This is a genomic window from Leifsonia araucanica, from assembly GCF_051161895.1.
In the GTDB taxonomy this organism is placed as follows: domain Bacteria; phylum Actinomycetota; class Actinomycetes; order Actinomycetales; family Microbacteriaceae; genus Leifsonia.
In genome coordinates, this window is record NZ_JBMBTW010000002.1 from 425,262 (window position 1) to 447,688 (window position 22,427).

Sequence of the window (22,427 nt, forward strand, 5' to 3'; positions counted from 1 at the left end):
CTCCTCGGTCGGAATAAGGGATGGGCGGAAAGGGGATGGTGGGTCGGCGCCCCGTGGATGCGGGTCAGCCCTTCACACCGGAGCCGATGTCCGTCGACGTGAAGTAGCGCTGGAACACGATGAACAGCACCACCACCGGCGCGGCCAGCACGACCGCTCCGGCGAGGATCGCGCCGTACGGGTTCGTGGTGGAGGCGGCGACCGTGCTGATGTAGTTCGCCAGCGAGACGGCGAGCGGCTGCATCGTCTGCTCCTTGGTGATCAGGAACGGCCAGAGGAACTCGTTCCACGGCCCGATGAAGGTCAGCAGCAGCACGGTCACCAGCGCCGGTCGTACCAGCGGGAGCGCCACCCTGCGCAGGATCATGAACTCGCCCGCCCCGTCGATCCTGGCCGCGTCGAACAGTTCCTTCGGGATCTGCAGGAAGTACTGCCGGAAGATCAGCACCGCCGTCGAGTTGATCGCGAACGGCAGGATCATGCCGAGATAGTTGTCGGCGAGACCGTAGTTGCGCGCGATCAGCACGTAGAGCGGAACCATCAGCAGCTGGAACGGCACCACCTGCACGAGCAGCGCCAGCGCGAACGTCACGCCGCGCCCCCGCCACCGCAGGATGGACAGCGCGTACCCGGCGAGCAGGCCGAACACGACCGTGCAGAGCAGCACGCCGCCGGTGAAGATCCCCGAGCTGGCGAGCCCGCTCCACAGGTTGATGCGGTCGTTGATGTTGACGTAGTTGTTGAACGTCAGGTTGCCGGGCGTCGGGAAGGCGCCGGCGACCGTCGTGTCCGGAGACGCCTGCAGGGAGCCGACGAGCATGTAATAGAACGGGAACAGGAACGCCAGCGCGCCGATGGTGAGCACGATGCCCTGCAGCACCGCCTGCCCCCTGCTGAGCTGCCGGGGAGAGGACAGATCGGTCTTCCGGCGTTTGCGGGCCGGGGCTGCTGTCGTCGTCATGATTCTCTGTCTCCCGCGAATCGGTTCTGCAAGAAAGCGATGATGAGCACCACCACGACCAGGACGATGCCGATCGCGGCCGCGTATCCCGGGTGGCCCTGCTGGATGCCCTGCTGGTAGATCAGCAGCACGGGGGACGTGGATGCGCCGTTCGGCCCTCCGCCTCCCGTCAGCAGGTACGGCTCGGTGAACAGGTTGGCGCCGACGATGGTCGACAGCAGCAGCACCAGGACCGTCGCCGGCCGGACGCCGGGGATCGTCACGGAGAAGAACTGCCGCACCCGGCCCGCCCCGTCGGTCGCCGCCGACTCGTAGAGCTCGGTCGGCACGTTCTGCAACGCGGCCAGGTAGAGCAGGATGTAGAAGCCGAGCTGCTTCCAGGTGACGTAGATGGCGATCATCGGCATCGCCAGGGTCGGGTTGACGAACCAGGTGGGGTTCGGCGCCAGCGGCCCGAGGATCTGGTTGACCAGGCCGTCCTGGTTGAACAGGAACAGCCAGACGCCGATGATCGCGACGCTCGCCGTGACGTACGGCACGTAGTAGCTGACCCGCAGGAAGGTGCGGAACCGCTTGATGCTGTTCAGGCCGCTCGCCAGCACCAGGCTGAGCACGACCGTCAACGGCACGTTGATGACGAGGAAGATGCCGACGTTCGCGAACGACTGCAGCACGGCGGGGTCGGTGAACGCCGTCACGTAGTTGTCGAGACCGACGAACGGGCGGTCGACGTTCGCTCCAGGAGCCGCGAAGAAGTAGTCGAAGAACGACATGTAGATCGCGAACAGCAGCGGGTACGCGAAGATCACGATCACGAAGATCAGATACGGCGCGCTGAACAGCCAGCCGAGCGGGTTCCGTCCGAAGATGCGCTGAAGCAGCGGCTTGGCGGCCTGGTTCTCTCTGCCGCCGTGTGGCTGCCGCCCGGCGGCGGGGGCGTTGCCGCCCCCGGCCGCCGTGGTGGTGGTGCGGATGCTGGACATGCTCCGCCTACTTCTTGTTCTGCAGCGAGTCGATCTTCTCGGCCGCCGCCTTGAACGCGTCCTCCACGCTGCCGGAGCCGGAGATCACGGACTTGGTGTACGCATCCCGGAGCGCCTGCAGCTGCGCGACGGTGTTCGGGCCGGACGGGTCGTCGACCGTGCGCGCCGACTGGGCGCCGAACTCCTTGTACGCCGGGTGGGCGGCGAAGTAGTCGGCGTAGACGGAGGCGAGGTTGTCACGGATCGGCATCTGGCCTGTGACGTTCAGGAGCTTGTTGTCCTGGTCCTTGCTCGTGGCGAACTTGAGCACATCCCACGCCGTGCCCTGGTTCTTGCAGGAGGTGTACATACCGACGTTCTTGGCGTCGGGGAAGGTGTACGTCTTGTCTGCCGCGACGCCGTCCTTGGTCGGGACGGGCACGGATCCCCACTTCACCTTGTCTCCGTAATACGCGATGGCCCACGGGCCGACGATGGCCATGGCCGACTTACCGTCGGCGAACGCGTCGCCCTGGAACTGCTCCTTGCCCGCAAGGCCCTGTGAGTAGATGCTCTTCCAGAAGTTTGCGACCTCGAGGCCGTCCGCGCTGTCGATCGTGGCCTTGCCGTTCTCGATCAGACCCTTGCCTCCGGTCTGGGCGGCCAGGAGGGGCAGGTAGTCGAAGTTCGGCTGGAAGAACTCGCTGGTCGGTGCTGGGTAGATGGCGTACTGCGCCGCGCCGCTGGAGGTGACCTGCTTCGCGGCCGTCAGGAACTTGTCGTATGTCGACAGGTCGGGGTTGTCCGGGTTGAGTCCGGCCTTCGCGAAGATGTCCTTGTTGTAGAAGATCATCACGGGGTTCTGCTTCCACGGCATCTGGTAGAAGTCGCCGTCCGCCGACTTGTACTGATCGGCGGCGCTTCCGCTCCTGGCCTGGATGTACGAGTCGCCGTCGGAGAACTTCGACAGGTCGACGAGGCCGCCCTGCTTCTCGAACTGACCGGTGACGGCGGGGAGGTTGTTGAACACCAGGCAGGGTGTCGTGCCCGCGGTGATGGCCGCGCCGAGCACTTCCTCCGTGCTCTTGCCGGCCGGAACCTCCTGCGCCTTGATCTGCTCCTTGGGGTGGGCGGAGTTCCAGGAGGAGACCATCGCCTTGCCCCACTGCACCTCCTGCTCGTTGTTCGAGTACCAGATGGTGATCGGGCCCTTCGCCTTCATGGCGTCGGACGAGCCGCCCCCGCTCGACCCGCAGGCCGCGAGGGCACCGGCGATGGCACCGGCGGTGACGATGCTGAGGATGATCCTGCGTCTTTGCATTCTTTCGTTCCTTTGTGTTTCACTCGCCGCCGGCGGGTGCCGCGGTCGATGCGCGCACGACGAGTCGTGCAGGGGGCAGGGCGACGTCGGCCGGCTCGCCGTCTTCCACCAGCCGCAGCAGTGCGGTGGCGGCGGCGATGCCCCATCCGGTCGGGTCGTTGTCGATGGTGGTCAGCGACGGGTAGACGTACGTCCCGATCTGCGAGCCGTCGAGGCCCGTGATCGAGAGGTCCTGGGGGAGCCGGAGGCCGCGCTCGTGCGCGACGCCCATCCCGGCGATGGCCATCGGGTCGTTGCCGTAGACGATCGCGGTGGGCCGGTCCGGCCCGTCGAGCAGCGCCTTGGTGGCCTCCGCGCCCTGTTCGGGCGAGAAGTCGGTGGGCACGACGACCGGCGTCAGCCCGGCGGCGAGCATCGCGTGCTCGTACCGTTCGCGCCGCTTGCGGCCGTGCAGCATCCTCTCGTCGCCGGAGACGTGCACGATCCTCCGGTGGCCGAGACCGATGAGGTGGGAGACGAGGTCGTCGATGCCGGCGTCGTAGTCCCGGGTGATGACGGGGAACGGCGTATCGTTGCCCGGCTCGCCGAGCGACACCGCCTGCATCCCGAGCCCGTGGATGTACGGGATGCGCTCGTCGTGCGCGAGCAGGTCGGTGAGCAGGAAGCCGTCGACCCGCTTGTCGGCGGCCAGCCTGCTGTACGCGCGCCGCTCCGCTTCCTCGTCCGGCACGACGGTGAGCACGAGCACCTGCGCGCGTTCGGCGAGCACCGTCTCCACACCGGCGATGAACGCGGGGAAGAACGGGTCGACCTCGATGGTGCGCGGGTCGCGGCGGAGGATCAGGCCGAGGGCGTACGCCCGCTTCGTGCTGAGACCTCTGGCGCCCGGGTTGGGACTCCAGCCCATCTCGCGCGCCACCGTCAGGATGCGGTCACGGGTGTCCGGCGCCACCCCGCGGCGGTCGTTGAGCGCGAGGGAGACGAGCCCCTTGCTCACGCCCGCCGCCTTGGCGACGTCGTTGATCGTGACCGTCGCCGCGCTCATCGGGGCACCACCGTCGTGAATCCTCCGGCCTCGACGACGACCACGGCGTGACCGCCGAGCTTCGCGGGGGAGCCGACCTGGTGGCCGGTCTTGTCGTACCGGGTCACGGTCACGGGGCCGGTGCCTGCGAGCTTCGTCAGCGTCGGCAGCTTCGTGCCGTTGACGTACACGTCGAGCCCGGTGGATGCGCCGGCCAGCCCGAGGTGCGACACCGCCGGCTGCACGAGCACGGCGTCGAGGCTGACCGGTCCGCCGACGCGCGCCGTGACGGTGCGGACAGCGGGGAGCACGGGGACCGGCAGCGTCTGCGGCTTGAGGTGCACCGTGGTGGGCGCGATGCCCTGGGCTTCGGCCGCCGCGTTGACGGTCGTGCCGATCGGGAGCGTGATCCGCCCGGCCGTGGCCGTCCAGACGGTCGTGCCCGATCCTCCGGAGCCGAGGTCGGCGATGGGCAGGATGCTCGCGAGAGCGTGCCCGGCCCGCAGCGTCAGCGTGATCGTATCCCCGGCCTTCGCGGTCACGTACTTCCCGCCCGACCAGTTGGCCGATCCCGTCCACGCCGAGGGCGGCGTGACCACGGTGGCCGACCCGGTCAGCGCGCCGTTCTCCGCTTCGACGACCGTGAGGCCGTCCGTCGCGGTGGTGCGGCTGAGGGCCGTGGCCTGCGCGGCGACGGCGGGATGCGCATCCAGTGCCAGCATCGACAGCTCGGTGTGGATGACCGACTCCGCGCCGCAGTTGCGGTTCACGGTCGTGTCCGCCCCGATCCCGTCGACGCACACGCCGGTGGCCGGGTCGTAGACGGGGACGCTGGCCGGGTTGGCGCCGAAGTACCAGGCCGCCTGGGCTGCCGCCAGCTGGGTGAGTCCGGATGCGCCGGTCGCGTCGGCGACGGACAGCAGCCCTTCGAGGCGCGAGTCGACGCCGTAGGCGATCTGCGTGGTGTCCGCCGGGGTCGGCGTCCAGCCGTTGTCCGGGCCGCCCGAGGCGAGGAGCTGGGCGGTGAACTGGGCGGCGTCCGTCGCGGCGGTCTTCTGCAGGTCTTGCCTGCCGAGCACGGTCGCCGCGCGCGAGAGGGCAGCGGGCTCCATCCCGCCCCAGGCGTGCCAGAACGTGGGGGAGTTGGCCTCCGGCAGGAGCGCGCCGAACGGCCACTGCCCGATGCCGCCGCTGGCGAGCCCCGCGATGCCCTCCGCGTAGCGGGAGAGCGCCGTGGCCGCCGCCTGATCGCCCGGCGCCGCCTTCACGTACGCGCTGAGGCCGAGCACCGCCTCGCTGGTGGCGCTCGCGCTTCCCACGATCAGCCAGGCAGGGACGGTGACCCCGTTGGCCTGGGCCGTGGTGCCGTACTTCGACAGCGACTGGCGCTGCAGGGCGGAGAGGGAGAGGTCCATCCGGTCTCTCAGGAACGAGGCGAACGCCGGGTCGGTGGCTGCGAAGCCCGCGTAGCCTTCTCCGAGCGCCCAGACGGTGCGCGCGAGCCAGAACGACTCGGCAGAGTCGCTCGGGTCGGGAAGCTCGACCGGGATGGCCGACGGGTTCATGGTGCCGTCTGACTGCTGCCAGAGCACGACGCCGCCCGCGTTCGGGCCGGACGTGGTCTGCAGGTAGGTGAGCGAGCGCAGCAGTTCGTACGCGGACAGCTTGCTGCTGGCCGTGCCGTTCTGCGCCCAGTCGCGCAGGTAGACGACGGCGGCCCGGGAGATGTCATCGGCGTCGAAGGCGCCCTGCGCGTACCAGCCCTTCGCTGCGTCGGTGATCGGCCCTCCGCCGACGCGACGGAAGGTCCCGTCGGAGTTGCGGTCGGCGTAGACCCACGGTGCGCGGGCGGTCGGCTCCTCGGCCTGGCGGTACGTCGTGTGGCCGTCGACGCCGGGCAGCAGGGGGACGTCGGCCTGCAGCCAGTCGAGGTGCGCGAGGTTCGTCAGCTTCGCCGGAGCCGCGGCGGTGGCAGCCGTCCCGGTGGCTGCGACAGTGGATGCGGTGGTCGCCGCGGGGACGACGGCCTGCGCGGGAAGCGCGCCGAGCGTGGCGGCCATCGTGCCGCCGAGGATGAGGGCGAAGATCGCCGTCGAGCGGCGTCGTACTGGGTGGTTTCGGAGGTCTCGCATCGTCGCGTCCTTTGTGTCTAAACCGGTTTAGGTGACGGTAGGCGCGTTTTCGGGGCTTGTCAACGGGAGGGGGCACGACCAGACTGGCGAGACCGGACAGCACTCGACCGAGGGAGTCGGAAATGGAATACAAAGACATTCCCACGAAGGCCGACATCGAGAGGTTCGCGGCGTTGAGGCAACCGGGCTCCGTGACCATCTACCTGCCGACAGGCACCGTCCCCGCCGAGGCGGACCGCGCCAGGATCGAACTGAAGAACCACCTCGCGCAGGCGGTCAAGAAGCTCGAGGAGGACGGCACCCCGAAGCAGCGGATCGCCGCCATCCAGCGCGAGGGCGAGGCGATCCTGGAGGACAGGGACTTCTGGCGATACCAGTCGCGGTCGCTTGCGGTGTTCCTCGACGGCGAGCTCAGCGAGACCTTCCGGCTGCCGAACCGGCTGGGGTCGTCCTGCGACATCGCCGACCGCTTCTACGTCAAGCCGCTGCTGCGCACGATCACGTTCCCGCAGACGGCGCTGATCCTCGCGCTCGCGCAGAACTCGGTGCGTCTCATCCAGGTGTCCCCGCAGGCGCCGGCGGCGACCGTCGATGTCCCAGGGCTGCCGAAGGACGTCGCGGACGCGGCCGGGGTCGCCTCGATCAACGGCCGGGCACCGGATGGGCGCATCCAAGGCTCGGAGGGCCAGAAGGTCAGGATGCGCGAGTACGTCCAGGCGATCGAGCGCGCCCTGCACCCCATCCTCGCCAACTCGACCGACCCGCTCATCCTGGCGGCGGCCGAACCCCTCATCGGCATCTTCCGCAACGTGAACACCTACCCGAAGCTGGTGCCCGAGACGATCACGGGCAACCCGGAGGACAAGACGGACGAGGAGCTCGCGGCGGAGGCTCGCCTCATCCTGGACGCGGTGTACGCGCGGAAGGCCGAAGCCCTGAAGGCGGACTTCGAGGCGCGGCTGGCGGCCGGAACGGCCACCACCGACCTCAGCGACATGGCCAGGGCGGCGACATACGGTGCCGTCGAGTCGATCGTGGTCGACATCGACCGGCGCGTGCCAGGCACGCTCGACGAGGAGACGGGTGCCATCACGTACGCGGACGAGGACGAGCCCGGCAACTACGGTGTCGTCGACGAGATCCTGCGCAGAGCACTCGGCTCGAAGGCGACCGTGTACGCGCTGCGCGCGGAGGAGATCCCCGGCGGCGCTCCTGCGGCGGCGGCGGTGCGCTTCCCGGTCTGACCGGGGGCGCGCATCCGCGCGTGTCTCAGCGCGCGCCCTTCCACACCGCGCCGACGAGCGTGTCCTGCACGAACGCGAGCCAGTCGTAGATCGCGCGCAGCATCGCGGTCTCGTCGTCGTGCACGTCGCCGTCGTCCCCGTCCTCGACGATGCCGAGCCGGGAGGCGAGCACCAGCCGGATGTCGCCGATCGCGCGCATCCACGCTGTCGCCTCCTGCGCGTCCAGCCGCACCTCGATGCGCCCGCGCGCCGAGCCGCCGCCGCCGCTGCCGCCGCCCGCCGCGCTCAGCGCCTCCACCACGGTCACGGCGTTCAGCGCCTTGCGCTCGGCGAGCCCGTCCGTCGTGAACCGCCGGAACTCGACGGACGCCTCGGCGTCGTCGGGGTACGCATCCGGGAGCAGCCGCAGCAGGGCCGGATCGCTCGCCGGGTCGACCCCGGACCGCACGGCCTCGACCAGTTCCGCCGACTCCGAGGCCAGCCGGGCGATGATCTCGGCCTCCTCGCGCTCGAACACGGCGACGATGGCGCCGTCCCTCGCGCGCCGGAACGGCTTCACTCGTCCGCCTTGGTCAGGGTGGCCCAGAGCCCGAAGTCGTGCATCGCCTCGACGTGCCGCTCCATCTCCTCGCGCGTCCCCGTCGCGACGACCGCGCGGCCGGCGTTGTGCACGAGCAGCATCAGCCGCTCGGCCTCGGAGCGCGGGAAGCCGAAATAGCTCTGGAAGACGTAGCTCACGTACGACATCAGGTTGACGGGGTCGTTCCAGACGATGGTCACCCAGGGCGATCCGAGCTCCAGGCGTTCGCCGAGCTCGGTCTCTTCGATGGTCGACGCGTCGGTCACGACGCGTCCTCAGGGAGGTGGAACACGGTCACAGAGTCTACCGCCGGCCGCGCACGACATCCCTGGTCGGTTCGTGCCCGAGCCCGAGGGCGTCGGAGATGGCATCCGCCGCCCGCACGAGCGTCAGGTGGGTGAGCGCCTGCGGCGTGTTGCCCGCCTGGGAGCCGCCGGAGACGTCGTACTCCTCCGACAGCATGCCGACGTCGTTGGCGAGCGCGACCAGCCTGTCCATCAGCTCGCGCGCATCGTCCACCCTGCCCGAGCGGGCGTACTGCTCCACCAGCCAGAACGAGCAGGCGAGGAAGGGATGCTCGCCGGGCGGCAACCCGTCCACCCCGTTCTCGGTGCGGTAGCGCAGCAGCAGGCCGTCGCGCATCAGGTCGGACTCCAGCGCGCGCACGGTGCCGAGCATCCGCGGGTCGTTCCAGTCGCAGTAGCCGACCTGCGCCAGCTGCAGCAGGGAGGCGTCCACCTCGGTGGTGCCGAAGTGCTGCACGTACGTCCCGCGCTCCTTGTCGAAGCCGTGCGCCTCCACGTCGGCGCGCACCTCGTCCCTGCGCTGCCGCCAGCGGTCGACGGGCCCGTCGAGCCCGTGGTCCTCCACCGCGCGGATCGCGCAGTCGAATGCCGCCCAGACCAGCGCGCGCGAGTGCGTGAAGAACCGCGGGGTTCCCCGGATCTCCCAGATGCCGTGGTCCGCCTCGTGCCAATGGTCTTCGAGGTAGCCCATCAGTGCGCGCTGCAGCGCCCAGGACAGCCGGGTCTCGGCAACGCCGTTCCTGCGGCCGTGGTCGAGGGCGAGCATCACCTCGCCGATCACGTCGGCCTGGAACTGAGTGGATGCCTCGTTGCCGTTCCGCACGGGAGCGGCGCCCTGATAGCCGGGCAGGGTCGTGATGATGCGCTCGGAGAGGTCGCGCTCACCGGAGAGGCCGTACATGATCTGCACGTCGCCCGGATCTCCGGCGACGGCGCGCAGCAGCCAGTCCCTCCAGTGGTCGACGTAGTCGTCGTAGCCGTGGGCGAGCAGCGCGGAGATGGTGAGCGACGCATCCCGGAGCCAGACGTACCGGTAGTCCCAGTTGCGTTCCCCGCCGAAGCTCTCCGGCAGCGAGGTGGTCGCCGCCGCGACGATCCCACCGGTCTGCAGGTGCGTCAGGGCCCGCAGCAGCAGAAGCGACCGCACGACCTCGTCGCGGTACGGCCCGTCGTGCTGGCAGCCCTCCGCCCACTTCGACCACCAGTCGCGGGTGCGGGCGAGCGCCTTCTCCACGTTCGGAGCAGACGGGGTGTGCCTGTGCGACCGGAACCAGGTGAGGCTGAGGTCGATGGTCTCGCCGGCGATGATCGCGAACTCGCCGGAGTGCGCGTGGTCGGTCGCCCGCAGTGCTGAGCCGCGCACGACGATGGCGTCCGGCCCTGCTACGGCGATGAGCGCGGGCGGATGCTCGGAGTCGTCCTTGCGCACCCACGGGATGGCGCTGGCGTATCCGAACCGGATGCGCAGATCCTGCCGCATCCGCACAGTGCCCCGGATGCCGCGCACCCTCCTGACCAGGTCGGCCCGGCCGTCGCCCATCGGCATCGCGTCCGTGACCTCGACCTCGCCGCTGTCGGTGGTCCAGGTGGTGACGAGGATCATCGTGTCGCCCTCGTAGCGGCGCACGGAGCGCGCATCCGGATCGCTGGGCGCGAGCAGCCAGCGCCCGTGGTCCTCCGTGCCGAGCAGCGAGCCGAACATCGACTGCGCGTCGTAGCGGGGGAGGCACAGCCAGTCGATGCTGCCGTCCCGTCCGACGAGGGCCCCCGTGAAGCAGTCACTGATCAGGGCGTAATCCTCGATGGGGAGCGACATGTCTTCCAGTATGGCCGTACTGTGATGGACATGACGCAGTCGGTGACCACTCTCGTGATTCTCGGAGCGAGCGGCGATCTCTCGTCCAGACTCCTCCTCCCCGCACTCGGACAGCTGCTGACCGACCACCCGGAGCGCTCGGTGAAACTGGTCGGGTCCGGCACGGAGGACTGGACGGACGCGCACTGGCGTTCCGTGGTCCGCGCGGCCTTCAAGACGATGAAGGCCAGCGGCCCGGCGGTGGATGCGATCCTCTCCGGCACGACATACCTCAGCGCCGACGTCACTTCGCCGGACGACCTGCAGCGCATCCTCGACGCAGCAGACGGGGTGCCCGCGCTGTACTTCGCACTGCCTCCCGCGGTCGCCGCGCTCGCCTGCAAGGCCCTCGAGAAGCTGAAACTTCCCACAGGTTTGACGCTCGCCCTGGAGAAGCCGTTCGGCACGGACCGGCGCAGCGCGATCGCGTTGAACGCCCAGCTCGCGAAGCTCGTGCCGGAGGACCAGATCCACCGGGTCGACCACTTCCTCGGACGGTCGACCGTGTTCAACCTGGTGGGACTGCGCTTCGCGAACCGCATCTTCGAGCCGCTGTGGAACGGCCAGCACGTGGACAGGGTCGACGTGATCTACGACGAGACCCTCGGCCTCGAAGGCAGGGCGCGCTACTACGACAAGGCGGGCGCGCTGGTCGACATGATCCAGAGCCACCTGCTGCAGGTGCTCGCCGTGCTGGCGATGGAGCCGCCGTCGACGATGGGCGCCCAGGACATCCGGGATGCGAAGGGCGCTGTGCTCCGCGCCACCCGCGTGTGGAACGACAGCCCGGTGGAGTCGAGCAGGCGCGCGAGGTACACGGCGGGCACGGTGGAGGGCGCCAAGGTGCCGTCCTACGTCAAGGAGCCGGGCGTCGACCCGGACAGGGAGACGGAGACGCTCGCCGAGGTGACCTTCCAGATCGACACCTGGCGCTGGGCGGGTGTGCCGTTCACGCTGCGTTCGGGCAAGGCACTGGGGGAGAGGCGCCGCGAGATCGTGGTCACCTTCAAGCCGGCCCCGCACATCCCGACCGGGCTGACGGGCGTGAAGGAGCCGACCAAGCTGCGGATCATGCTCGCGCCGGACGAGATGTCGCTCGACCTGAACATCAACGGCCCTGGCGACCCGACCGCGATCGAGCGCGCATCCCTGTCGGTGGAGTTCGGCCCTGGCGAGCTGCTCGCATACGGGGAGGTCCTGGAGGGGATCCTCGACGGCGACCCGTCGCTGTCGGTGCGCGGAGACACCGCTGTGGAGTGCTGGCGCATCGTCGCCCCGGTGATCAGCGAGTGGAAGAAGGACGCCGTCCCGCTGACCACATACCGCGCAGGCTCACGCGGGCCCGCCGCGTGGCACCCGCTCGGCTAGCCGGAGGCTGGGCGCTAGGCGGCGGAGCGCTCGGTGAGGGTGGGGATCTCGCCGGTGACCGGCTTGCGCAGGTCGGTCCAGACGGTGATCGGCGCGGGCTCCCAGCCGAAGGCGGCCGGCTCGTCGGACTCCGTCGTCGTGTCCGCCTCGACCGTCACAGCGGTCTCGTCGGCCGCGACGGGCTCGGAGGCAGGGGCGTCCGCGGCGAGGTGCTGCGGCTCGGCGGTCGCGATGGTCTCGCCGGCGGCGACGCGCTGACGTGCCTCCACGAGGGCCGTCGTGATGCTGAGGCTGACCGATTGGGCGAGGACCGAGTGGAAGATCGTGTCGGTGTCGTCTGCGGCGCGTCGGGACACGGTCCATTCACCGCACTCACCGATCAACTCGGCCACTTTGCCGTGGACGAGTTCGAGGATCTGGGCGTCCGTCAATTGTGGAACCGGAGCCGCCGGAACCGCGGCGGCGTGCCGCCTACGACCAAACATGATCCAACCCCTTCCAGGCTGTTCTTACACTTGAATACAAGTGTCCTGGAAGAAATCTCAGATTCGGCGCGGACACGCCGTGCGATCAGCGCGATTTCTCGCTGATCTCGGCTTCTTTCGACTCTTCGAGCACCGTGCCGACCGCGATGACGAGCGACAGGGCCGCGCTGATCCACAGCAGGGGCACCCGCCAGTCCTTCGCGCCTGAGCGGGTGGTCTGGATGGTCGTCCAGAGCCCGAAGGCGGCACTGATGATCGCTCCGTTGAAGATGAACTTGCGCATCCGCATCCTTTCGCTCCTGGCACTACGCTACCGGGTGCGTTTCGTAGCGTACGCTCGCAGAGCCGCGTCGAGAACCGCAGCAGCGAACACACCCACGACACGAAAGGACGATGGATGCGCACCGCGATCGTCGGCGCTGTTCTCCTCCTGCTCGGAATCGTCGCTGTTGCGACCGGCATCCTCCCCCTGGAGGACGCTGCGCAGCTCGGGGACAGGGTGTGGCCCATCCTGTTGTTCGTCGTCGCCGTCACGGTCGTCACCGAGCTGGCGGCCGAGGCTGGACTGTTCACCGCCATCGCGCAGCAGACGGCACGCTGGGGTCGCGGACGGGCCTGGGTGCTCTGGCTGCTGGTGGCAGCCGTTGCCGCGCTCAGCACCATCTTCCTGTCGCTCGACACCACGGCCGTGCTGCTCACCCCGGTGGTCATCGTGCTCGCCCGCCATGCCGGCCTCGACCCTCTGCCGTTCGCGCTCACCACCGTGTGGCTCGCGAACACCGGCTCGCTCCTGCTTCCGGTGTCGAACCTGACCAACCTGCTGGCCCAGCACGCGATGGGGGATCCGAGCCCGCTGCAGTTCGCCGCGCTCACCGCAGCGCCCGCCATCGTGGCGATCGTCGTGCCCGTCGTCGCGATCTTCCTGATCTACCGCCGCCGCCTGCTCACCCGCTACGAGACCGGGGACATCGACGGCATCGAAGACCCCGTGCTGTTCTGGTGGAGCGCCGCCGTGGTGGTCGCGCTTGTGCCTCTACTGGTGTCCGGCATCCCGGTGTGGATGCCCGCGACGGGGGCCGCCGTGGTCCTCGGCGCGGTGTTCCTGGTGCGCCGCCGCTCCGTGCTCCGGTTCGGGCTGGTGCCGTGGCAGCTCGTCGTGCTGGCGTCCGGTCTGTTCCTGTTCATCGAGGCGCTGCACTCCGTCGGCCTGGGCGAGCTGCTCGCCGTGGTGTCGGGGACGGGGGATTCGCCGCTCGCGCTGCTGCGGCTGTCGCTGACCGGGATGGTCGGTGCGAACGCCATCGACAACCTCCCCGCCTACCTCGCCCTCGAACCGGTCGCCGGCAGCCCAGCGCGGCTCGTCGCGCTGCTGATCGGCGTGAACGCCGGGCCGCTGATCACCCCGTGGGCGTCGCTGGCCACGCTGCTCTGGCACCAGAGGCTCACGTCGCTCGACGTCGAGATCCGCTGGAGCCGCTACATCCTCCTCGGCGCCATCGTCGCGCCGCTCACCGTCATCCTCGCGACGCTCGCCCTCATCGCCACCCTCTGACCCGCCCCGCTCCCCAAACCATCGAGTCCGAACTTATTCACGCGACGCGCCGGGCGCAGGCGTGAACAACTTCGGACTCGATTGCTGGGGTCACTCGGCAGGGAGCAGCTGGGCGACGCGCACGATGCGACGGCGCGCCACGGCGATGGCCGAGATGGCGAACCCGACAGCCGCCCAGAGCAGGAGCGCTCCGAGGCCGCGCCAGACGCCGTCCGTCGACTCGACGACGCCGCGGAACGCCGTGATCGCCGCCGAGGTGGGCATCCACTGCACCGCGCTGGAGAAGAACCCGGGCACGGTCGACACGATCCCGGATGCGAGGGTCACCACCACCACGAGCATCGAGACGAACCGCCCGACCCCGCCGAGGAGGGCGACCAGCCCGTGGTTCACGGCGGCGAACGCGACGCCCACCGCCACCGCCACCCCGGCGAAGCCGAACCAGTGGCCCACGTCGAGACCGAGCGCGAACTGCATCACGCCGGCTACGAAGACGCCCTGGATCGCGCCGATCGCCGCGGCGGGCAGGAACCCGTCGAGCGCGATGCGACCGGATGCGCGCGTCGTCAGCAGTGCGCGGCGGGAGACCGCCTGCAGCACCAGGAACGTCGCGAGCGCGCCGAGCCAGAGCGCGACGGCGCCGAACAGCGGGATGCTGGTCTGCCCGAATCCGCTCGTGCCTTCACTGTTCTGCGTGACCGGCTGCGAGGCGACCGTCGCCAGGTTGGAGCGCTCGTCGCTCGAGTAGTTGGGCAGCTTGTCCGCCGCTTCCTTCAGCCCGGAGGCGAGGGATGCCGTGCCTGCGCTGGTCTGGTCCGCCCCGGTCGCGAGCCCGGCGACGCCCGTCGCGAGCTGCTGCGTGCCACTCGCGAGCGACGACGCTCCCGACGCGGACTGCGACGCCCCCGAGGCGAGCTGGCTCGCACCGGATGCGCTCTGGCCGATCCCGGCGGTGAGCGCCGGCATCCCCGCTGCCAGCTGCTGGGTGCCCGCGGCGACGGAACCCGCCGCATCCACCAGGCTGGGGGAGCCGCCCTGGCCGGTGGTCATCCCGGCGATCGTCTGGGCGATGCCCGCGCAGATCGGGTCGTTCGGGCCGTGGACGGCCGCGCATCCCGCTGCCAGCTTCTGCAGCCCGGCGACGGTGGCGTTCACTCCGCTCGACACCCCGGCCGTTCCCGTGGCGAGCTGCTGGGTCTGATCGGGGAGTGCTGCGGTCTGCTGCTGCAGCGTGGTCAGGCCGCCGGCGAGCGAGGCGACGCCGTCGGAGAGCTGGCCGACGCCGCTCGAGAGCGCTGAGGCGCCGGACGCCAACCGACTGGATGCGTCACTCAATTGGTGCGCGCCGGACGCCAGCTGCGACACCCCGCCGGACAGCTCGGTCGCCCCGCTCGCCGCCTTCGCGATCTGGTCGTGCAGCGTGTTGAAGCCGACGTAGACGTTCTCCAGGTAGGTGGAGGTGAGCTGCGTGTTCAGCACGGAGGTCGCCGTTGTGGTCACCGCCTGGCTGATCGCCGGGTCGACGAGCTTCGACTTCTCGCTGGTCTGCACGTCGATGGTCGCCTGTTCGGCGTCGGCGGCTGATCCGGACGGCGAGGTCGCCGCCTTCGAGAAGTCCTTGGGGATGGTCACGACGGACACGTATGTCCCGTCGGCGAGCCCGGCGTCGGCGTCCTTCTTGTCTGTGAGCACCCAGCTGTAGTTGTCCGACTTCCCGTTGAGGAGTCCGGCGGACAGCTGTCGCCCGAGCGGGACGGTCTGGCCGTTGATCTCCACCGGCTGGTCGAGGTTGACGACGGCCGCCTTCACGTCGCTGAGGCGCTCGGTCGGGTTCCAGAGCGCCCAGACGAGCAGGCCGCCGATCACCAGCGGCACCAGCAGCAGACCGGCGATGGTGAGCCAGGTGACGCGCTTGTCGGAGCGCATCCGTTCCAGGGAGAACAGCGAGCGCGGGCGGCGGAGCGGCGTGGTCGGGGAGGTCGGGGTGGTCATCGGACGATCGCCTTCTCGGTGGTGCTGTCTGCGGGGTGTGCGGGGGCGGAGTGCTGGTGCACGGCGTGGTCGGTTGCGAGATGCCCGCCGCTGCCCGGGCGGTCCGTCCTGCCGAGCGAGGTCGGCACGACGCTGTCCGGCAGCAGGTCGTCGAGTTCGGCGGGATCGACGCAGCTGACGACGATGGCGAACGGCCGCTCGTCGTCCCTCGCGCGGTTGACCGCGTCGGAGAGCTCGTACCGGATGCGCCGGCGCTCCACCGGGTCTGTCACCGCATCGACGGCGTCGAGCGCGAGCAGCTGCGGGTGACCGGCGAGCGCGTTCCGCACGTCGTGCACGGGCGTCTCCGAGGTGCCGAGGCGCACGACGGCGGTGCGGGAGCGCACGCCGGCCGCGCGGGTCGGCAGGACGAATCCGGCCACCTTGATCGTGCCGGCATCCGGTTTGGTGCGTCCGGTGATCGCCATCAGCAGCGCGAGGGACGCCGTGCGGTCGTCGCCCTGCACGACGAGGACCTCGCCATCCGTGAGGCGGAACGACACGTCGGCGAACAGCGGCCGCTTCTTGGCGCTGATGGTCAGTCCGTCCGCTGCCGCGATGTAACGGCCGCCCGGCTCCGGCCAGTCGGCCAGGTCGAGCTCCTTCTGCAGGCCGTCGCCCTCGACGTCGAATGACGGCAGGATGCGGTCGAGCCAGCGCGGCATCCACCAGGCCTTCTCGCCGAGCAGCTGCAGCACCGCGGGCACCAGGGTCATCCGCACGATGAACGCGTCGACGAAGACGCCGACGGCGAGCCCGAGCGCGATCGGCTTGATCGACGTGTCGCCCTCGGGGACGAACGCGGCGAACACCGAGATCATGATGATCGCGGCGGCGGTCACCACCTTCGCCGACCCGACGAACCCGCTCTCGACAGCGCGCCTGGCGTTGCCGCCGTGCACGTAGTCCTCCCGGATGCGGCTGACCAGGAACACCTCGTAGTCCATCGCGAGCCCGAACAGCACGCCCATCAGGATGATCGGCATGAAGCTGATCACCGGCCCCGTCTTCGCGACGTTGAGCGCGTCGGACAGCCAGCCCCACTCGAACACGACCGTCACGGCGCCGAACGCCGCGCCGACAGAGAGCAGGTAGCCGAGCGCCGCCTTGATCGGCACGGCGATCGACCGGAACACCATCGTCAGCAGCACCAGCGAGAGCCCGACGACCAGGATCCCGAACGGCAGCAGGGCGCCGCCGAGCCTGTCAGACACGTCGATCTGCGCGGCCGTGTTTCCGGTGACCTTGAGGTCGACGCCGTACTCGTCCAGGAAGTGCTGGTGCTTCGCCCGGATGTCCGAGACGAGCTGCGCCGTCTTCTCCGAGTCGGGACCGGTGGTCGGGATGACCTGCACGATGCCGGTGTCCGCCGTCTGGTTCGGGGTCGCGAGCGGCACGGCGGCGACGCCGGGGAGCCCGGCGAGCTCGTCGCCGATCTTCGTCATCAGTCCGACGGGGTCCGTGCTGGAGATGATCGAGCCCGTGACGATCAGCGGCCCGTTGTATCCGGGGCCGAAGTGCTCGGAGATGAGGTCGTATGCGATGCGCGCCGGGTCGTCAGGGGCGTGCGAGCCCGCGTCGGGGAGGGCGAGCCTCAGCTGGGCGGCGGGGATGGTGGCGACGCCGAGGATGGCGATGACGCCCACGATGGTGACGATCGGGAACCGGGTGACCGCCCGCACCCAGCCGCGGAAGAACCCGGGAGGGACGTCGGCCTTGGCCGCGTGCGCGAGGGTCGGCGCCGAGGCGCTGGGGGAGGGTTCGGGCGTCTCGGGTGCTGCGCTTGTCGCCGCTGCGCCGGATGCGGCTCCCGCCCCGGATGCGCCCGCCGCCTTCGCAGCGCGCCGCGCCGCGCGCTTCGCCGCACGCCGTCCCGGTGTGATCCGCGCGCCTGCGAAGCCGAGCAGCGCGGGGGTGAGCGACAGCGAGATCAGCACGGCGATGGCGACCGCCGCCGACGCCGCGATGCCCATCGTCGTCAGGAACGGGATGTTCGCCACCGACAGCCCGACGAGCGCGATGATGACCGTGATCCCGGCGAACAGCACCGCGGACCCCGCCGTCGCGACCGAGCGGGCGGCGGACTCCTCCGGATCGACGCCGGCCTTCAGCTGACTCTGATGCCGGGAGATGATGAACAGCGAGTAGTCGATGCCGACCGCGAGCCCCAGCATGAGCGCGAGTAGCGGCGTCGTCGAGGAGATCGGCCCGAACAGCGTCGCGATGAAAATGAGCGCCATCGACAGCCCGACGCCGAGCAGCGCGGTGAGGAGCGGCATTCCCGCCGCCAGGAACGACCCGAAGGTGAGGATCAGGACGACGAGGGCGATGCCCACGCCGAGCAGCTCCGTGACGCTGAGCGTCGGCAGGCTCTGCGAGAACAGCTGCCCGCCCACGGCGACCTGGGACCCATCCGGAAGCTGCTTCTGGAGGTCCGCCCCCGCATCCTGGAGTGCCGTCTTGGTCTCGGCGGGAACGGTGGTGATCTGGCCCTTCAGCTGCACGGTGACGATGGCGGCGGACCCGTCGTCGGAGATGGAGCCCTTCACCTGCTTGCTGTACGGGGAGGTGACGCCCGCGACGCCGTCGAGCTTCGCGAGGTCGGTCATGGTGGCGTCGACGGGCTGCTTCACGGACGCGTCGGTGACCGTCTCGCCCTTCGGAGCGACGACGACGAGCTGCGCCGACGTGCCGCTGACCTGCGGGAACGTGCGGCTGAGGGTGTCGAGGGCGTCCTGCGACTCCGTGCCGGGGATGCTGAAAGAGTTGTCCGTGCCCTGGTTGAAGAGCACGGCGCCGCCGCCGAGGGCGACGAGGAGGACGATCCACAGGGAGACGACGAGCTTGCGGGCACGAAACGCCCAGCGGCCGATCGAATACAGAATCGAGGACACGCGTTCTCCTACATAATCGGCTACAGATCCAGTACGGGGGTTCGATACACCGTTGTATCCGATACCCGAATGTATCCGATACACTCGTGTATCTGGAACTCGATTCAGGAAGGTTTCAGCTTGGAAACGACAGCTCTCAGAGACGAAGCGCCGGCCGAGTCGGCGCGCCGCCAGAAGACCCGCTCCCGCCTGCTCGACGCGGCCTTCGACATCTTCGCCGAGCACGGCGTCCACGCGGCCAGCGTCGAGATGATCACCGAGGCGGCCGGCTTCACCCGCGGCGCCTTCTACTCCAACTTCTCCACCAAGGAGGAGCTCTTCTTCGCGCTGATGGAGCGCGAGAAGACCATGCGCATCGAACAGCTGAACGCCGGTGTCGCGCAGTACCTGGCGCCCAAGGTCGGCGACGGCGTGACCATCGGAGACGACGATGTCGTCGACATCGTCGCCAAGGTGCTCGAACTGCAGTCCGACGACCGTCGCTGGTGGCTCGTCCAGTCGGAGTTCCTGCTCCTCGCGATGCGCGACCCCGCCATCGCCGCCGACTTCGTGCGCTACCAGGACGGCTTCTTCTCCGAACTCACCGAGATCGTCGAGGCAGCGCTCGAGACGGCCAACCGCCGCTTCACCATCGCGCCGGAGGAAGCGGTGCGCGTCATCGCCGAACTCTGCGCGAACGCCGAGGCGAGGGCACTGCTCACCGGAGACGAGCGCGCCTTCTCGGAGCGCCTGTCGGCCAGCGTGCCCGCGGTGCTGCTGGCGCTGACCGAGCGGGTGTGAGGCGAGGGATGGTGCGCTGACTCATCCATTCGGATGAAATCACCGCGCTGAGCAGGACGGCCGGTGCGTCTCGCCCTAGCGTTGAACCCATGAGTTCCGCTCTCCGTCGAGGCGCCGCTTGGGTCATGCCCTGCGTCGCCGTCGCCTATCTCCTCTGGGCGGTGTTCGTCGTTCCCGCATCCCGAGTGGACGAGTTCGCACCCGTGTACGCGCTGCTTTCTTTCGCCATCGCCGTCTCAGCGTGGATGCCGTCGGTCGCGCTCTTCCTCGTGGTCGCAGCACCGGGACTCCAGGCGCTGCGCCTCGTCGCCGTCGCCGATGAGTCGAACTGGCCGATGTATCTCGCCACCGTCGTGGTCGCGTTCGTGGTCGGTCTCCGGGCACGCGGTGCTGTGCGGTGGATCGCTGTCCTCGCGCTCGGGATCGCGGCGCTGCTCGTCGGCTGGTTCGTCGTGATGCCGGGGGAGTACGGCGAGTTCGTCTCCAACTCGCTCGTTCCCGATCCGTCCATGCGGCGGGTGGCGTTCGCGCTGACGGCACTCGCCGCCTTCGGTGCCTTCCTCTCGGGCTGGTCGGGCGGCCTGGCCGTCGCCTCCCTCCTGCGCACCCGCGCCGTGACGAATCTGCTCGACGAGGCGACAGCCGATTGGCAGGAGGCGAGCAGCGAGCTCGCCGCGGCGCAGGACCGCGACCGCATCGCGCGGGAGGTGCACGACGCGCTCGCTCATTCGCTCGCCGTGATCGTCTCCCAGGCGCAGGGGGCCGCGGCGGTCGCCGCGACCAGGCCGGACGCCGTCGGCGGGTCGTTGCAGACGATCGCCGAGGTGTCCAGGACTGCTCTGACCGATGTTCGCCAGCTGGTCGAGCACATCCAGAACGATGATGTCGGCGACCGGCACAGCATCGACGACGTTCCCGGCCTCCTCCGATCGATGACGCAGATCGGGATGCGCGTCGAGCTCGATGAGCACGGGCGGCGGCCGGCGCTCGCCCCGGCCACCCAGCTCGCCGTCTTCCGTATCGTGCAGGAAAGCTTGACCAACGCTCTCAAGCACGGCGGTCCGGAGAGCGAGGTGCTCGTCGACCTCGATTGGCGAGGCGACGGGCTCGCCCTTCTTGTGGAGTCTCGGGGGGATCGGCCGCTCGTGCCGGCAGGCAATGGGCAGCGGCGCGGTGCGGGCATTCGGGGGATGTCCGACCGGGCACGACTCGCCGGCGGCTGGCTCAGCACGGACCGTGCAGAGGATGGCGCATTCATCGTGACGGCGCACATCCCGGTGGAGCGCGAGCTGGTCGATGGCTGAGCGCATCACCGTCGCGATCGTCGACGATCAACCTCTCTTCTCGTCCGGGCTGAGCATGCTGCTCGACGCCGAGCCGGACATCGACTGCCTCGGCTGCGCCGACGACGCACCCACTGGTCTCGACCTCGTCCGGCGCGCACAGCCCGATGTGGTGCTGATGGATCTGCGGATGCCGGGGATCAATGGGCTCGACGCCACCAGGATGCTGCTCTCGGACCCATCGCTCACGGTCCGTCCCTCGGTCGTGGTCCTCACGACCATCCAGCACGACGGCGCGCTCTACGCCGCGATCGACGCTGGGGCGTCAGCGTTCCTGACGAAGGATGCGACTCCCGCCGATGTGCTGGACACCATCCGGGCGACGGCGGGCGGGCGGGAGGTCGACGCTGACGCGCTCCGGCTCGTGCGGGAGTTCGGTGCACGAGCGCGGGCGGCGGATACCTCATCCGTGGCGGTGTTGAGCGCGCGCGAGCGGGAGATCTTCCTGCTGGTCGCCTCCGGCCTGTCGAACCAGCAGATCGCCCAGTCCGCGCACCTGAGCGAGGCGACGGTGAAGACGCACGTGGGCGCCATCCTCACGAAATTGGAGCTGCGCAGCAGAGTGCAGATTGTGATTTTCGCGTACGAGCACGGCCTCGTCGCCGGCAGAAGGAGTGGAGGCCACCGATGAACAGCGCATCCAGATCCCGCACTGAGCGCATCGCGCGATGGGCGACAGCGGCCACCGCGGTTGCGGCTGTGGCGATCGTCGCCGTCGCGGGCCTTCCCGCGCGTGCAACCGAGCACCTCACCGACCTGCCGGAGCGGGACGCGAACGCGTGGACCATGCCGCTGGACGCCTACCTGCCGATCGGGACGACTCAGGACAGCTACGCGGAGAACCTGCTGAACGCCCGCTGTCTCGCCGCCCGCGGTTTCGATTGGCCGGTTCCCTGGCGGGACGCCGCCGCCGCAGACAACGCGCTGGGCGACACCACGGTCCTCCGGCCGCTGACGGCAGGCGTCGCAGCGTCACAGGGGTACCACGTCGCGAACGATGTGGACGAGGGCAAGAGCGATTGGCTCGTGTTCGCGTTCCCCGACACGCAGCCGAACGCCGAGCTGCAAGCAGCACTGGACACCTGCATCGTCGCTGGAAGAGAGAAGCATCCTCTGCTCAGCGGCCAGTCGATGCAGGCCGCCGACGTCGCGGTCAAACTCGCGAACGAGGCGTACCGCGGTGCGGTGGGCGATTCCGCTGTGCGTGACACCGTGGCTGCCTGGCGTTCGTGCATGGCTCCGGCGCGCGTCCCGGATCTGACGTCGCCCGAGCGGATGCCGACCACGACGATGGTCCAGGAGTTCAGCACCGGCATCCCGACCACGCGACCGTCAGAGCGCGAGGCATCGATCGCGTCCCTCGACCTCGCTTGCCAGGACTCTTCGGGCTACCGGGACGCGCTCTATCGGGCGGAGTGGGACCGCCAGGCCGTGCAGCGTCCGGTGGATGCCGCACTCCTCCGAAGCGCCGGCGACACGATCGAGCGACGTGCCGACGCCGTCCGGTCACTCCTCGACGAACTGACGCCGCCCCGCCCGGAACGATACGACCACAGCGCACACTGAGCCCAGCCACGGCGGACGTCGAGC

The 22,427-nt window shown here is 69.6% G+C and carries 19 protein-coding genes; 7 read left to right on the forward strand and 12 right to left on the reverse strand.

The features are described 5' to 3' along the window. Positions 1–64 precede the first annotated feature (64 nt). Genes ACN6M5_RS02015 through ACN6M5_RS02035 form a run of 5 tightly spaced genes read right to left on the reverse strand, consistent with a single transcriptional unit; the run spans position 65 to position 6,400 of the window. Positions 65–961, reverse strand: a complete 897-nt coding sequence (locus ACN6M5_RS02015) for a carbohydrate ABC transporter permease (protein ID WP_085369522.1) — start codon at positions 959–961, stop codon at positions 65–67. After that, complete coding sequence (locus ACN6M5_RS02020; protein ID WP_434948329.1) at positions 958–1,944, reverse strand: carbohydrate ABC transporter permease; 987 nt, start codon at positions 1,942–1,944, stop codon at positions 958–960. Before ACN6M5_RS02020 ends, ACN6M5_RS02015 begins: the two co-directional genes overlap by 4 nt. Before the next feature lie 7 nt (positions 1,945–1,951). Then, complete coding sequence (locus ACN6M5_RS02025) at positions 1,952–3,244, reverse strand: ABC transporter substrate-binding protein (RefSeq protein WP_434948330.1); 1,293 nt, start codon at positions 3,242–3,244, stop codon at positions 1,952–1,954. A gap of 19 nt (positions 3,245–3,263) precedes the next feature. Further along, positions 3,264–4,289 carry a LacI family DNA-binding transcriptional regulator gene (locus tag ACN6M5_RS02030; RefSeq protein ID WP_434948331.1) on the reverse strand — a complete coding sequence of 342 codons (1,026 nt, stop codon included), beginning with the start codon at positions 4,287–4,289 and terminating at the stop codon, positions 3,264–3,266. After that, entirely contained in the window at positions 4,286–6,400 is a 2,115-nt protein-coding gene (locus tag ACN6M5_RS02035; protein WP_434948332.1) for a carbohydrate-binding protein, read from the reverse strand. Before ACN6M5_RS02035 ends, ACN6M5_RS02030 begins: the two co-directional genes overlap by 4 nt. 122 nt (positions 6,401–6,522) lie before the next feature. Here ACN6M5_RS02035 and ACN6M5_RS02040 point away from each other — a divergent pair, with 122 nt between their 5' ends. Further along, positions 6,523–7,644 (forward strand): baeRF8 domain-containing protein, encoded by a 1,122-nt coding sequence (locus ACN6M5_RS02040; protein WP_434948333.1) that lies wholly within the window; start codon positions 6,523–6,525, stop codon positions 7,642–7,644. 25 nt (positions 7,645–7,669) lie between these two features. On the opposite strand, the gene ACN6M5_RS02045 is transcribed toward ACN6M5_RS02040, so the two are convergent. From ACN6M5_RS02045 to ACN6M5_RS02055, 3 genes are read right to left on the reverse strand one after another with little or no spacing between them, the layout of a single operon-like run. After that, the gene (locus tag ACN6M5_RS02045) at positions 7,670–8,203 is read right to left on the reverse strand and encodes a DUF2017 family protein (protein ID WP_434948334.1); all 534 of its coding nucleotides are present in this window, start codon (positions 8,201–8,203) and stop codon (positions 7,670–7,672) included. Continuing rightward, entirely contained in the window at positions 8,200–8,490 is a 291-nt protein-coding gene (gene clpS / locus ACN6M5_RS02050) for an ATP-dependent Clp protease adapter ClpS (protein ID WP_085369529.1), read from the reverse strand. Before clpS ends, ACN6M5_RS02045 begins: the two co-directional genes overlap by 4 nt. A 37-nt stretch (positions 8,491–8,527) precedes the next feature. Continuing rightward, entirely contained in the window at positions 8,528–10,345 is a 1,818-nt protein-coding gene (locus tag ACN6M5_RS02055; RefSeq protein WP_434948335.1) for a glycoside hydrolase family 15 protein, read from the reverse strand. Positions 10,346–10,375: 30 nt separating this feature from the next. Here ACN6M5_RS02055 and ACN6M5_RS02060 point away from each other — a divergent pair, with 30 nt between their 5' ends. After that, the gene (locus ACN6M5_RS02060; RefSeq protein ID WP_085369545.1) at positions 10,376–11,752 is read left to right on the forward strand and encodes a glucose-6-phosphate dehydrogenase; all 1,377 of its coding nucleotides are present in this window, start codon (positions 10,376–10,378) and stop codon (positions 11,750–11,752) included. Positions 11,753–11,766: 14 nt separating this feature from the next. Here ACN6M5_RS02060 and ACN6M5_RS02065 read toward each other — a convergent pair whose 3' ends face one another. Beyond that, complete coding sequence (locus tag ACN6M5_RS02065) at positions 11,767–12,183, reverse strand: hypothetical protein (RefSeq protein ID WP_434948336.1); 417 nt, start codon at positions 12,181–12,183, stop codon at positions 11,767–11,769. Between the two features lie 139 nt (positions 12,184–12,322). Continuing rightward, positions 12,323–12,520: a hypothetical protein gene (locus ACN6M5_RS02070; RefSeq protein ID WP_085369532.1), complete on the reverse strand. Its 198-nt coding sequence runs from the start codon at positions 12,518–12,520 to the stop codon at positions 12,323–12,325. Positions 12,521–12,634: 114 nt separating this feature from the next. Between ACN6M5_RS02070 and ACN6M5_RS02075 the strand changes: the two genes are divergently transcribed. Next, positions 12,635–13,789 carry an SLC13 family permease gene (locus ACN6M5_RS02075; protein ID WP_434948337.1) on the forward strand — a complete coding sequence of 385 codons (1,155 nt, stop codon included), beginning with the start codon at positions 12,635–12,637 and terminating at the stop codon, positions 13,787–13,789. A 90-nt stretch (positions 13,790–13,879) separates the two neighbouring features. Here ACN6M5_RS02075 and ACN6M5_RS02080 read toward each other — a convergent pair whose 3' ends face one another. After that, on the reverse strand, positions 13,880–15,781 hold the full coding sequence (locus ACN6M5_RS02080; protein WP_434948338.1) for a YhgE/Pip domain-containing protein: 1,902 nt from the start codon (positions 15,779–15,781) through the stop codon (positions 13,880–13,882). Beyond that, the gene (locus tag ACN6M5_RS02085; RefSeq protein ID WP_434948339.1) at positions 15,778–18,714 is read right to left on the reverse strand and encodes an MMPL family transporter; all 2,937 of its coding nucleotides are present in this window, start codon (positions 18,712–18,714) and stop codon (positions 15,778–15,780) included. The genes ACN6M5_RS02080 and ACN6M5_RS02085 overlap by 4 nt, the downstream gene beginning before the upstream one ends. 120 nt (positions 18,715–18,834) lie before the next feature. Between ACN6M5_RS02085 and ACN6M5_RS02090 the strand changes: the two genes are divergently transcribed. The 4 genes from ACN6M5_RS02090 to ACN6M5_RS02105 all read left to right on the forward strand — a co-directional run bounded on the left by ACN6M5_RS02090 (position 18,835) and on the right by ACN6M5_RS02105 (position 22,403). After that, positions 18,835–19,494: a TetR/AcrR family transcriptional regulator gene (locus tag ACN6M5_RS02090; RefSeq protein WP_247597362.1), complete on the forward strand. Its 660-nt coding sequence runs from the start codon at positions 18,835–18,837 to the stop codon at positions 19,492–19,494. 89 nt (positions 19,495–19,583) lie between these two features. Next, positions 19,584–20,798 (forward strand): sensor histidine kinase, encoded by a 1,215-nt coding sequence (locus tag ACN6M5_RS02095; RefSeq protein ID WP_434948340.1) that lies wholly within the window; start codon positions 19,584–19,586, stop codon positions 20,796–20,798. Beyond that, positions 20,791–21,468 (forward strand): response regulator, encoded by a 678-nt coding sequence (locus ACN6M5_RS02100; protein WP_434948341.1) that lies wholly within the window; start codon positions 20,791–20,793, stop codon positions 21,466–21,468. The genes ACN6M5_RS02095 and ACN6M5_RS02100 overlap by 8 nt, the downstream gene beginning before the upstream one ends. Beyond that, a complete protein-coding gene (locus tag ACN6M5_RS02105) occupies positions 21,465–22,403 on the forward strand; it encodes a hypothetical protein (protein WP_434948342.1) in 939 nt (312 codons plus the stop codon). Before ACN6M5_RS02100 ends, ACN6M5_RS02105 begins: the two co-directional genes overlap by 4 nt. Positions 22,404–22,427: the final 24 nt, after the last annotated feature.